We start from the raw sequence: 12459 nt of genomic DNA on the forward strand, positions 1-12459 counted from the left end.
GTTTTGATCACCTAAAATGACGTAAACACACAAAAAGGGTTCATTTTTTGAACTCTTTTTGTGTATGATTACGAATAACTAAGTTCACTTACATAAATATTGTGTACAAAATAAAAATCAAAAAAATAAATTTTAGCAGACTAAAAAGTATTTTTAGTGTTCTAACATTTTAATGAAAGTGAGTAAAACAACGATAGGAGATGTTTAGATGCAGTGGATGGATTTAAGAATTATAGAAGAAAAAATAAAACAATTGCATTTTAAATTCCTTGAAGAAGAAGTTTCGAAAGTAGACTATTTTGTACAGAAAAAATTATTTCTGGAGAAATTACCTTTATTTATGAACCGGATAAAAAAATATAGACAAGAAGGAATAAAGGTATTGAAAGATACAGATGATGTTTTGCAGTCAATGGTCACTTTATTGGTGATTGAAGCTAAGATTATTTCGATTATAGAATGTTTAGTATATGAAAATTTTGGAATAGATGAAGAATTTAGTGTTGATAATCTTATGAAAAAGAATCAGCCTTATGTATTTAGTGAATATTTTGAAATGGTTTCTTATTATGCAGATGATTTTTATAGAGTTAGTTTTTTAGCTAATTACTATAAAAAATATGTGAAGAGGGATTAAAGTGCTTTTAAAATATATAGAAAAAAATATATTAAGGAAAATTTATATAATAGAAAAAATTTTTAAGGAAAAGGAAATAAAAATTAACGAGTTGATTGAGTATTTGCAAATAACCAAGCCAACTTTTTTTAAAGATTTTTCACAAATACAGTTAGTTTTTGGAAATCAAATAAATGTTCAAGTTAAGAAAAACATAATGATTGTTAAAGAAATTAAAGTTGACTACAACACAGCAGCACATCAAATTTATAGACAATCAGATTTTTTAAATGTGTTGGGATTTATGGTAATAGACAAGAAAATCCCATTTAAAGAATATGTAGATCAAAGTTATTGTTCTAGAGCCAAAATATATGCAGAAAAAAAGAAAGTAGAACAGTATTTTAGAGAAGTAAAAATTAATGAAAACGAATTAGTGAAGCGAGTTCTTTTGGCTTCTAAATTAGAAATAGATTATGGAATAGATTGTATTCCAGCTTTTTTGAAGGAGATTTATTTGAACCATGTTGAAGAAATAGTTGCAAATTTTGTTTTTTTATCTTTTTACGAGAAAAAAATATATTCAAGAGTAGTACTATGTATTATACAGGCTAAAAATATGTATTCTTTAGTAGAAAAAAAAATGGCAAATTTTATTTTTGAAAAACTTGAAATTCCTAGAGAAGAAAATAGAGTTTTCAATATGTTGTCAGATTTATGGAAATTGGATAAATCTGGTAATGATGAATTAGTAAGGTTTTTTTATAAGATTATAAGTGCAAATATTTATTATCCACCTGTACGAAATGATAATTGGTTATTAGAAATAAAATCCCTCCCTATTATTCAAAGTCTTTTGTCAGTTTTTGAGGTAAAATTTGGCGAAAAATTAATAGGAAGTGAGGTGTTTTTGGGAGTTTTTTTTAATTGTGTAAAGTGCTTGGATTTGGAGATATCAGATTTTTTGTTGAGTAAAGAAGAATTATTTATATCTTATGATTTATATATAGAACTAATCAATTTATTTGTCAATTGGAAGGAAGTTAGAGGTCCTGTAGATTTTAGTATTGATACTGAATGTATAAAATATTTAGGAAATAAGTTAAATATAATTCTAAAAAAAGAAAACAAGTTAAAATTGTGTATTTATAGTGAGTCTTTTTTAGAATATATAGAAATATATCAATTTTTATTAAGTTATGTAAAGATTGACTCTGAAATTGTAGATTTTTGGGCGTTAAATTTAAATGAATCTCCAATATTCAATAGTTGTAATCATGTTATAGTTGCTAAGTTAGAACATTGTAATAAAGAATGGCTAAAGAAAAAAAATACTGTTTATTTGAAAACTCCTCTAGATAATAGAGAGATATTTCAATTGAACAAGAGTTTACTAACTTTTATAGCAAACTAAATAATAGGAAACACAGCATAGGATTCTATGCTGTGTTTTATTCATAATTATTATGTATGTCATGAATTGATATCTTTCTTTTTTACAACATGTGGATAACCACATGTTGTTGTAACGATCACGATGTTTTTATAATTTGAATGGGTAATATTACCTTCAATCAATAGTCCATATATTGTTTTATATTTCATTTTTCTTTCCTCCAAAATAAATTATATTGAATTTTAAATTTTTATTGTCTAAAAAAATTCATATTTCATTTTTTTAGCTTGGATTTTTTAGCTATTTTATTTGTTTAAATTAAAGAAAAAAGAATTTTGATTTTAAGGAAAGGAAAGAGTTAATTAAAATTGAATAAAATTAAAGTGTTGACGGTTGTAGGAACAAGACCAGAAGCTATAAAGATGGCGCCAGTAATAAAACAATTAGAAAAGGATAAACGTTTTTCTTCGATATTGGTATTAACAGCTCAACATAGGCAAATGCTTGATGAAGTATTAAATTTGTTTCAAATAGAACCGAACTATGATTTGGATTTGATGACGAAAAAACAAGATTTAGCAGGTTTAACTTCGGATATTCTTGAAAATTTAACTCCTATATTGAAAAAAGAATATCCAGATATTGTTTTAGTACATGGGGATACGACAACAGCTTTTGCTAGTGCTTTAGCGGCTTTTTATTTACGTATAAAAATAGGGCATGTTGAATCTGGCTTAAGATCTGGAAACAAATTTTCCCCTTTTCCAGAAGAAGTAAATCGAAAATTTGTTGATATGATAAGTGATTATTATTTTGCTCCGACTTTAACAAGTAAAATAAATTTAGTTAATGAAAACTGTGATGAGAAAAATATTTTTGTAACAGGTAATACGATTATAGATTCCCTAATGCATACCGTACAGAATAATTATTACCATCCCGTTTTAAATAATTTAAAACAGAACGAGAAAATAGTCTTGCTCACGATGCATAGAAGGGAGAATTTAGGTGATCCTATGCATCAAGTATTTAAAGCAATAAAAAAAATAGCGAGTGAGCATATGAATTTCAAATTTTTATTTCCTGTTCACAGTAATCCTATTGTTAAAGAAATAGCTATTATGGAATTTAATGGGGTCTCAAATGTACATTTAGTTGAGCCAATGAATGTTATAGATTTTCATAATATTATGGCACGATGTGATTTTGTATTGACTGATTCAGGAGGAATTCAGGAGGAAGCATCATATTTTGGAATTCCAGTTTTTGTTTTAAGAGATACTACTGAACGTATTGAAGGATTAGAATCTGGTTGTTTAAGGTTAATTGGAACAAAAGAAGAAGTTGTTTATAGAGAAATAAAAAAATATATCAATAATTCTTTGAAATTTGAAATTAGTAAACGAAAAATTTATGGAGATGGAAAGGCTAGTCAGAAAATATTGGAAATTTTAGCTAAACAATTATCCTCAAGCGATAATATAAAACAGTAGTCAATAATTAAATGTGTTATTATAATTTTTTATTTTTAACGTGAGGTATGTAAGTAGGGGGAATAAGTATGGATACTTCTAGATTTTACTATTGTTATGTAAAGAGATTTCTGGATATTTTGTTGTCATTATTAATTGGAGTATTATTACTTCCTTTGTTTTTAATTACTTCTTTGTTGATTAAATTAGATTCTCCCGGTCCTGTTTTTTTTTCTCAAATACGTATTGGAGAAAATGGTATTCCATTCAGGATGTACAAATTTCGAACAATGTGTCAAAACGCTAAAGAAATGAAATCTTTTTTAGAAGAAGCAAATGAAAAAAAGTGTATGTTTAAGATAAAAAAAGATCCTAGAATAACGACTATTGGAAAACATCTAAGGAGAAGTAGTATAGATGAATTACCTCAATTGTGGAATGTTATTAAGGGGGACATGAGCTTAGTAGGTCCAAGACCGGGATTACCAGAAGAAGTAGTTCAATATACTAATGAGGAAAAAAAAAGGTTAAATGTAAAACCTGGATGCTCAGGTTTGTGGCAAGTCAGTGGGCGTAGTAATTTGCCTTTTGATTCTATGATTGAATTAGATTTGAAGTATGTAGAAAATATTAATTTATTCGATGACTTAATGATTGTTTTAAAAACTATAAAAGTAATAATTACAGGAGAAGGAGCTTATTAAGGAGGAGGTTAAAAATTGAAGCAAACTATATTTGATATTGATGTTTATAATTTGAAGATGAAGGACTTTGTTGAGTTAATAGAATCTAAAATTTATTGTTCAGAGCCTACACACGTTTTAGGCATTAATGCAGAAAAAATAGTGGATATCAAGAAGAATAAAAAATTGAAAAGAATTGTTAATTCTGCAGATATAGTTCATGCTGATGGGGTTTCAGTGGTTTTAGCATCTGTTATTTTAAAAAAAGTAATCAAAGAAAGAGTAGCTGGAATAGATTTAATGGTTGAACTATTAAAGTTATCCGAAGAAAAAAATTTTACTGTATATTTTTTAGGCGCTAGTGAATATGTTTTAAATAAATTAGAAGAAAAAATAAGAAAAAAATATCCTAATTTAAAAATCAAAGGATTTAGAAATGGATATTTTACTAAAAAAGAATGGGAAGAGATAGGAAGTGAATTGAAAAAAATTAGACCACAGTTAGTATTTGTAGGAATAACTTCACCTAAAAAAGAGTATGTCATTGATTATTTTATAAATAAAGGTGTTAATTCAGTTTTTATGGGAGTAGGAGGAAGTTTCGATGTTTTATCTGGAGAAATAAAAAGAGCACCTTATTATATGCAAAAGTGTAATTTGGAATGGTTATTTCGTTTGATTCAAGAGCCACGTCGCTTAATAAAACGTTATTTTATAGGGAATATGAAATTTATTTATTTCACATTTGAAGAAAAACTCAAACAAGTGAGAGGACAAGATGAATAGATATATTAGTTGGATCCTAAAATATTTTGTGTTAATCGCATTTTTTTCAAGTATTACTGCCTTAGTGACTACGTTAGTTTTTGAAAAGAGTGATGCATTTCCAAAAAAATATGTAATACAGAGTCAAGTTGTGATAAATCCCAAAATAGATAATGAAGAAGACGAAGTAAAAAAAATGGATTTGTTAAAATATAACGAAAATTATAATTTGATGGTATATAGTCCTAGTTTTTTAAAGAAAGTTATTGACAAACTTGATAGTGACAAATATCAAAAAATAGGACAAGTTAAGGCGAATTTAAAAGTTATATATTCAACTACGTCGCAGGTAATAACATTACAGCAAACTTTTAGTGACAAAATAATTGGGATGAAGTTAGCTAATGTTATGCAAGAGGAATTTTGTGTTGAAGGGACTAAATTATTTCCACGCTGTGAGTTAGTAGTTTTGAGTTCACCATTTGTGACCCAGACAATAAGATTAAGTACCACGGTAATTTTTGTATGTTTTAATGCTTTATATTTTATGACATGTATTTTAATTGTTATTTATATTAAAAGAAATACTAAAAAAGGAAAACATGCAATAAGGAGAAGTAAGTAGTGAGAAATAAATATATCAAAATAGTTTTATTTCTTTTTTTTTTGATGCCTTTTTTTGAATCTATGAATGGCTATTTTTTGGGATTTGGCATTGCAAATATTTATCGTTTTTTAATAACAGGTTTAATATTAGTATATTTTATTGTCCATAAAAAGAATTATTACAATGAAATATTTAATTTAATGATTTTGATGATTCTTTTTTTTATGATTACGTTGATACAATTTCTATTTTTTCATAAGAGTGAAAATTTTCTATTATTAGATATAAAAAGTATCTTGAGAATTTTGTTATGTCCAGTGTATTTTCTGTTTTTTAAAATTTTACTTGTAAATGGAGATTTTTATAAGAGCGATTTAGAAAAGATGATTTATGTCTATAGTTTTTTATATAGCATTTTAATAATAGTACCTTATATATTTGATTTGGGATATTTTAGTTATGATTTTGAAACAAATGGGTTAACCACATGTATTTCTCATGGAGAAGGTTTAGGTGTTAAAGGATATTTTATTGAACTTAATTCAGTGGTTGCCATTTTAGGTGCATGTGTTTTTTTTATTAAACATAGAATCGTTGATTTATACAGAAGCCAAAAGGAGGCAATAATCGAATTTATATTATATGTATTGTTAGTTTTTACTTTATTTTTGACTGCAACTAAATTAGGAATTTTATTAGCAATCGTAGCATCAATTTTTTTATGTATCGAAATAGTTTTATCAAAACAAATTACAATAAGAAAGAAAAGGAGGATAATAATATTTTTGATATCTTTTATTTTTATAATTTGGATATTTTTAAATGATTTACTTATAGGAATAGTAAATCGATTGGATTATTTTTATTATAAAAATGAGTTGATGGGCGTGATTACTAGTAATAGATTTACTTATTTATTTGAATCTTTACAGGAAATTGATGTTTCAAATAATACTTTTTTTATAAACTTATTTGGGGCTGGTTATGCAGCGCCATTTGGTCAAAGTACAGTTAAGAGAAGTATTGTAGAAATGGATTGGTTCGATTTTTATTTTTCATATGGGATTATTGGTTTTATTTCATACATAGCATTTTTTAAAAATGCTATAGTATCAGTTTTTTATTCAAAAAGTTATGATATGAAAAGCATATTATTAGTTTTTTTTATATATAGTTTTATAGGTGGTCACATTATTGTAAATTCAATGACTGTAACTGTATTGGCTATTTGCTTAAGTTATGTATATATACCTGATGAAAAAGATGAAATGAGGTTAATAAATGATATTAGTAGTTTCTAATATGTATCCATCAGAGAAGTATCCTAATTATGGAGTATTTGTTAAAAATTTTTACGAACAATTATCTTCTTCAGAAAAGGCTGATATTATATACCTGAAAAAAACTCCGAATATGGTTGTTAAGATTATTAATTATATAGTTTTCTACATTAAAATTTTTAAAAATTATACATTTGGTAAATATGATCTTATATATGTTCATTATGCAGGATATAATGCGCCTCCAATTTTGTTTGGGAATTTGTTTAACAAAAGGACAAAGTTAATAGTGAATGTTCATGGTAGTGATGTTACACCAGAGAAAAAATTAGAGGAAAAAACAAATTTTTTTACTAAATACTTAATCGATATAGCCGATTTAGTTGTGGTACCTTCAAAATATTTTGAAGAAGTGGTTATAGAAAAATACGGAAAATCTGTTCCTATTTGGATTTCACCATCAGCTGGAATTGACTTTAACATTTTTAATGATAGAAAAAATAAGAGAAAAAATGAATTCTTTACAATTGGCTATGTAAGTAGAATTGATAAAGAAAAAGGATGGGATACTTTACTTTATGCGCTTCAACAACTGGTTCATAGAAATCATGATTTAAAATTAATCATGGTAGGAGATGGGGCTCAGAATAAGGAAGCGTTAGATTTAATAAAAAAATTGAATTTAGAAGAATATGTTGAAAAATATAATTGTTTAACTCAGATAGAGTTAGTGGAAATATATTCAAAAATTGATGTTTTTATTTTTCCTAGTACTAGAGCAGGAGAAAGTTTAGGGTTGGTAGGATTAGAATCAATGGCTTGTGGGACTCCTGTGATTGGAAGTAAATTAGGAGGAATACAAACTTATTTAGAAGATGGAAAAAATGGATATTTTGTTCGGCCTGGTAATCAAAAAGATATAGAAGAAAAGATAGAAAAATATAGAAAATTATCTGATAAAGAAAAAAATAGATTGTCTCAGTATGCGATTGAAACAGCAAAAAAATATGATAGTAAAATAGTTAATCAGAGATTAATTAAAAAAATATCAGAAATTTCTATAGAGAGGTAGTATATTGAAATTTATTTATTATTTATTTTTTTACTTAACTAATTTCTTCTTTGTTCCTTATAGGTTAGGAAAAATTGCTGATTATTATCAAAAAATAAGGGAATTAATTTGCAAAAAAATATTTTGTTTTGTAGGGCAAGATGCTGTTATTCGACCAAGGTTAAAACTTTCATATTTAGGACAAATTTCCATAGATGAAAGATCATCTATAGGTGATAGAAATGTGATTGTAGCTTCTGGGGGATTAGAAATTGGGAAAGATGTCATGATTGGTCCCGAAGTAATGATTTTTACTCAAAATCATTCTATTCCTTCGAGTGAATTAAAGCTAATTGAAGGAGGGATAGAACAAAAGAAAGTAATTATTAATGACGATGTTTGGATTGGAGCGAGAGTGATTATTTTACCAGGAGCAGTTATTGGTAAAGGGACAGTTATTGCAGCAGGTACTGTAGTACCTGGTAAAAAATATCCAGAAAATGTTATTTTAGGAGGTAATCCAGCAAAAATTATTAGATATAGATAGGTTTAGAAAATAGAGAAGGGGTATATCTTTGTTAAGAGTAGGAATTATTACATTGAATGGAGAATTCAATTATGGAAATAGATTGCAAAATTTTGCTTTACAAAAAGTATTGCAAGGTTTTGGTGTAACTGCAGATACAATTGTTATTAAAACGAGTAAATTTGATAAATTAAAAAAAGAGTTTTGCTTTGGAGGGGAGATAAAAAATATAAGAGATGTAAATTATATTTTGAAGAAAAATGCTTCTAAAATAACTTTATCAAGTTTTAAAAGAAGAAAGAATTATAAAAAAATGAAAAAGTTAAAATATGAAACTATAAGACTTTTTACCGAAAGCAACATTCGTACAATTTATACAACAAAAAAGGAATTAGAAGATTTAAAAAGAGATTATAATCTATTTATTGTAGGTAGTGATCAGGTTTGGAATCCTAATATTATTGAATTTGATACTACCCATTTTTTGAGTTTTGTATCTAGAGAAAAAAGATTCAGTTATGCTGCTAGTATTGGTGTTGAAAATATGCCAGAATATCCTATTTATTTAAGAGAACATTACAAAAAAAATTTAAGTAATATGAATTATATTTCAGTTAGAGAACAGTCTGGCAGTGTTTTATTGGAAAAAATGTTAGGGAAAAAAATAGATGTTGCTCCAGATCCAACACTCTTACTAAATAAGGAAGAGTGGTGTCAAAAATTAAATATTGTAGATGAAGGAAAAGATTCATTTTTATTGATTTATTTTGTTAGTGAAATATCTCCAGAAATTTATAAAGAAATAAAAAAAATTGCTAAAGAAAAACAATTGTCAATAATTCATGTGATGGGAGATACCTTTGGAGAAGGTAGAATTACACCCAATCCATCTAAATTCGTCGAATTGATTTATCGAGCTCAGTATGTTTTTACAGATTCTTTTCATGGCAGTGTTTTCTCTATTATTATGAATACTCCTTTTTTTGTGTACAAGCGAACAGATAATAAAGGAACTTATACTAGAATTGAAAGTTTGCTAAGTCATTTTAAAATGGAGCAAGCAATTGTTTCTTTAGGAGATAATATTAAAGAAAAAGAAGATTTGTTTAATTTTGCTATTTCTACGGAAATATTAAAAAAGGAAAGAGTTCGTGGTAGAAAACTTATTTTTGACAATATTTTAAATGATGAGTGTAATAAGGACAAATAGATAATGACACGCATAAGAAAAGGAATTATATTATCTTATTTTACGGTTATCGTAAAAAATATTTCTATGTTAGTTTTTACGCAATTGCTATTAAGGTCTTTTAGTAAAAATGATTACGGGCTTTACCAACTTGCTAATTCTATCATAAGTAATTTATCTTTGCTTAATTTAGGATTCTCTTCTGCTTATATAAAATTTTTTACTGTATTTTCCACAAAAAAAGAAAAAATTAAACTTAATAAATTAAATGGAACTTATGTCTTGATGTTTTTAGTTATTTCTTTATTTGCTATATTTTGTGGAATAATTTTATTATGTAATAGCAGTTATTTTTTAGCATCATTTTCTGTAGCTGAGGAAAATCGATTAAAAAAAATGATGTTTTTAATGATGTTAAATGTTATTTTAACATTTATAGGAACACCATTTGAAGCTAATATTTTAGCGAATGAACAGTTTATTTTTCAACAAAATAGACAAATATTTCAGTTTGTTAGTTTGCCTATTTTAACTTTTATATTTATATATTTTTTCCATGTAAATGTTGAATTTATTATAGTAATTCAGACGATAATCAATTTTATTAGTTTGTTTGCAAATTTTTATTTTTGTATTAAAAAGATATCTATGAATTTTATTTTTAAAAATTTGGAATTTTCTTTTATAAAAGAAATTACTTGTTTTTCTTTTTTTATCTTTCTTAACCAGTTATTTAATCAAATAAATGACAATGCTCCAATCTTTATATTAGGGAAATCAATGGGAACATCTGAAGTTGCTGTATATTCAATTGTTAATCAATTAAAGGCTTTATTCTTAACATTTTCTCAAGTATTAACGACAATTTTTATACCTAAAGTAAATCGATTAGTTCATTTGTCAGATAATAGTGAATTGTTAGTTCAATTGATGATTAAAATTGGTAGATATCAGCTTTTGCTTATAGGCTTTTTTTTAGGTGGTTTTATCATTTTAGGAAAATATTTTCTTTATTTGTGGTTAGGAGAAGGATTTGAAAAAGCATATTATCTCTTAATATCTATTATGATTCCATTGTTAATACCTTTATCGCAAAATATTGCTATTGAAATTCAGCAAGCAAGAAACAAACATTTTTTCCGTTCAATCGTTTTAACAATATTTTCTTTTTTAAACATCGTAATCACTTTTTTTTCTGTGGAAATAGTCGGAATAGAAGGAGCTACTGTAGGCTATATTTTTATTTTAATTTTCGGTTACGGAATCGTCATGAATTATTATTATCAAAAAAAAATGGAGTTAAATATGAAAAAATTTTGGTTTGCTGTGATTCCAAGTTTAATTCCTTTTACAGTAATAATAGCATTAAATAATTTTGTTGGGAAATGGATTCAAGTACAAACTAGTTTTTCATTTTTAGTAGTAGGGAGTATTTATTGTATAGTATATGTTTTTTTAGTTTTTTTATTTATTCCTAGTAGTTTTCAGAACTTGAATTTGATTAAAGGAAAGAGGGAATAGTATGCATTGTTCAATAAAAGAATTTTTTCCATATTTCTTTTTAGAAAAGTTAAAAAAAGTACGAAATGTAGTCAGAAGTTTTACATTATTTAAAATGGATAAAAAACGATTTTTGAAAAATTTTTCAAGAAATAGCTCATCGGATAAAGAAAAACTAAAAGCTCGACTACTTTTTTTTAGCCATTCGATTGAAAAAGGTTTATCAAGAGAGAAAATACGTTATGGATTTGGTAAAAAGGTACTTCCTGAGTTATACAGATTAGTTAAACTGTATCATAAATTAGATTACGATTTGGATGATTCGGTTTATTTAAATTCTTTATCGATATTGAATCAATACATCTGTGTTCATCAATTACAACAATTTGATATTTCTAAAATTATTAACGTTAAAGAATTTAATGATATTTATTGGCTAGATGATAATGGTACAGGGGGAGTTAAGTATATTTTGGGTGACCATTTACAAAAAAATAATTTTAAAAATTTTAAAGAATTAGCATTGAATAGAAGTAGCGTTAGAGATTATTGTGATTCAGAAGTAGATTTGCAAAAGATTAATGAGGCCATTGAAATTGCAACTAAGTCTCCTTCCGTTTGTAACAGACAGAGCGCACGGATACGTGTTATTAGGAATAAATCTTTAATCGAGAAAGCTTTAAAGGTTCAAGGTGGATTTAATGGTTATAATCTACCTCCCTGTTTATTATTAATAACTACAGATACAAGATATTTTATTGACGTATTAGAGAGGAATCAGGTATATATAGATGGAGGAATATTCGCGATGTCGCTTTTATATGCATTAGAATATGAAAACTTAGCTGCTTGTGCCCTAAATACTATGTTTGATCCGAAAAGAGAAATAGTAACTAGAAAACTATTGAACATTGAGAATTATGAGAACTTAATTATGTATATTTCTGTGGGAAATTTTAAGAAACAGTATAGGGTGCCTAAATCTTATAGATTAAAGAGTAATCAAATAACTAAGTATTTTTAGAAGTCGTGTATTAAGTGTATTTTGATTAAATAAAATTTTTCTATATAAAAGAGAGTGGGACAATAGTCAGAAAAAATCTAATTGTTGTCCCGCTTTTTTTGATTTTAAGGTACACAAAAAGCATTCATCAAAATTATATCATTAACCAAATAGCTTTACCATTCCATTATATATGGAATAATATATTCCTAAAACAGATGTCGCTTTTGCGGTTAACGATTTATTCGAATCAATGCCACAAATATTCTTTCTTGAATTAGAAGATCCACTAGGTAGACCGCTCTACCACCGTGATGTTAAAAAATTATTTTATATTTTTATACATAGCGTGATTTTTCTGGTCGGAAGTA

Annotated in this window: 13 protein-coding genes; 12 read left to right on the plus strand and 1 reads right to left on the minus strand. The window is 26.3% G+C overall.

The window, feature by feature from the left end:
* Positions 1-208: 208 nt before the first annotated feature.
* Together AB3I00_RS12800 and AB3I00_RS12805 are read left to right on the plus strand one after the other, a co-directional pair.
* Complete coding sequence (locus AB3I00_RS12800) at positions 209-637, plus strand: hypothetical protein (RefSeq protein WP_368025370.1); 429 nt, start codon at positions 209-211, stop codon at positions 635-637.
* A 1-nt stretch (position 638) separates the two neighbouring features.
* The gene (locus AB3I00_RS12805; protein ID WP_368025371.1) at positions 639-2030 is read left to right on the plus strand and encodes a helix-turn-helix domain-containing protein; all 1392 of its coding nucleotides are present in this window, start codon (positions 639-641) and stop codon (positions 2028-2030) included.
* Between the two features lie 59 nt (positions 2031-2089).
* Here the strand turns inward: AB3I00_RS12805 and AB3I00_RS12810 are convergent, their stop codons facing one another.
* The gene (locus AB3I00_RS12810) at positions 2090-2221 is read right to left on the minus strand and encodes a hypothetical protein (RefSeq protein ID WP_368025372.1); all 132 of its coding nucleotides are present in this window, start codon (positions 2219-2221) and stop codon (positions 2090-2092) included.
* Between the two features lie 159 nt (positions 2222-2380).
* On the opposite strand from AB3I00_RS12810, the gene wecB reads away from it, so the two are divergent.
* The 10 genes from wecB to AB3I00_RS12860 all read left to right on the plus strand — a co-directional run bounded on the left by wecB (position 2381) and on the right by AB3I00_RS12860 (position 12109).
* The gene (wecB, locus tag AB3I00_RS12815) at positions 2381-3505 is read left to right on the plus strand and encodes a non-hydrolyzing UDP-N-acetylglucosamine 2-epimerase (RefSeq protein ID WP_368025373.1); all 1125 of its coding nucleotides are present in this window, start codon (positions 2381-2383) and stop codon (positions 3503-3505) included.
* A gap of 68 nt (positions 3506-3573) precedes the next feature.
* On the plus strand, positions 3574-4188 hold the full coding sequence (locus AB3I00_RS12820; RefSeq protein ID WP_368025374.1) for a sugar transferase: 615 nt from the start codon (positions 3574-3576) through the stop codon (positions 4186-4188).
* Positions 4189-4203: 15 nt separating this feature from the next.
* On the plus strand, positions 4204-4953 hold the full coding sequence (locus tag AB3I00_RS12825; RefSeq protein WP_368025375.1) for a WecB/TagA/CpsF family glycosyltransferase: 750 nt from the start codon (positions 4204-4206) through the stop codon (positions 4951-4953).
* Positions 4946-5557 carry a hypothetical protein gene (locus AB3I00_RS12830; protein WP_368025376.1) on the plus strand — a complete coding sequence of 204 codons (612 nt, stop codon included), beginning with the start codon at positions 4946-4948 and terminating at the stop codon, positions 5555-5557. The genes AB3I00_RS12825 and AB3I00_RS12830 overlap by 8 nt, the downstream gene beginning before the upstream one ends.
* Positions 5557-6840: an O-antigen ligase family protein gene (locus AB3I00_RS12835; protein ID WP_368025378.1), complete on the plus strand. Its 1284-nt coding sequence runs from the start codon at positions 5557-5559 to the stop codon at positions 6838-6840. Before AB3I00_RS12830 ends, AB3I00_RS12835 begins: the two co-directional genes overlap by 1 nt.
* Positions 6821-7891 carry a glycosyltransferase family 4 protein gene (locus tag AB3I00_RS12840; protein ID WP_368025380.1) on the plus strand — a complete coding sequence of 357 codons (1071 nt, stop codon included), beginning with the start codon at positions 6821-6823 and terminating at the stop codon, positions 7889-7891. Before AB3I00_RS12835 ends, AB3I00_RS12840 begins: the two co-directional genes overlap by 20 nt.
* 4 nt (positions 7892-7895) lie before the next feature.
* Positions 7896-8417, plus strand: coding sequence for an acyltransferase (locus AB3I00_RS12845; RefSeq protein ID WP_368025381.1), 522 nt, complete (start codon positions 7896-7898; stop codon positions 8415-8417).
* A 28-nt stretch (positions 8418-8445) separates the two neighbouring features.
* Complete coding sequence (locus AB3I00_RS12850) at positions 8446-9606, plus strand: polysaccharide pyruvyl transferase family protein (protein ID WP_368025382.1); 1161 nt, start codon at positions 8446-8448, stop codon at positions 9604-9606.
* Positions 9607-9609: 3 nt separating this feature from the next.
* A complete protein-coding gene (locus tag AB3I00_RS12855; RefSeq protein ID WP_368025383.1) occupies positions 9610-11106 on the plus strand; it encodes an oligosaccharide flippase family protein in 1497 nt (498 codons plus the stop codon).
* Between the two features lies 1 nt (position 11107).
* Complete coding sequence (locus tag AB3I00_RS12860; RefSeq protein ID WP_368025384.1) at positions 11108-12109, plus strand: nitroreductase family protein; 1002 nt, start codon at positions 11108-11110, stop codon at positions 12107-12109.
* Positions 12110-12459 lie beyond the last annotated feature (350 nt).

Origin of the sequence: Enterococcus sp. C76 (assembly GCF_040886985.1) — a bacterium.
In the GTDB taxonomy this organism is placed as follows: Bacteria; Bacillota; Bacilli; order Lactobacillales; family Enterococcaceae; genus Enterococcus_B; species Enterococcus_B lactis.

Bases quoted from the DNA above. Each gene is read 5' to 3' on its own strand.
- AB3I00_RS12860 (WP_368025384.1), top strand. From the start codon at position 11,108: ATGCATTGTTCAATAAAAGAATTTTTTCCATATTTCTTTTTAGAAAAG.
- AB3I00_RS12855 (WP_368025383.1), top strand. From the start codon at position 9,610: ATGACACGCATAAGAAAAGGAATTATATTATCTTATTTTACGGTTATC.
- AB3I00_RS12800 (WP_368025370.1), top strand. From the start codon at position 209: ATGCAGTGGATGGATTTAAGAATTATAGAAGAAAAAATAAAACAATTG.
- AB3I00_RS12810 (WP_368025372.1), bottom strand. From the start codon at position 2,221: ATGAAATATAAAACAATATATGGACTATTGATTGAAGGTAATATTACC.
- AB3I00_RS12820 (WP_368025374.1), top strand. From the start codon at position 3,574: ATGGATACTTCTAGATTTTACTATTGTTATGTAAAGAGATTTCTGGAT.
- AB3I00_RS12830 (WP_368025376.1), top strand. From the start codon at position 4,946: ATGAATAGATATATTAGTTGGATCCTAAAATATTTTGTGTTAATCGCA.
- AB3I00_RS12840 (WP_368025380.1), top strand. From the start codon at position 6,821: ATGATATTAGTAGTTTCTAATATGTATCCATCAGAGAAGTATCCTAAT.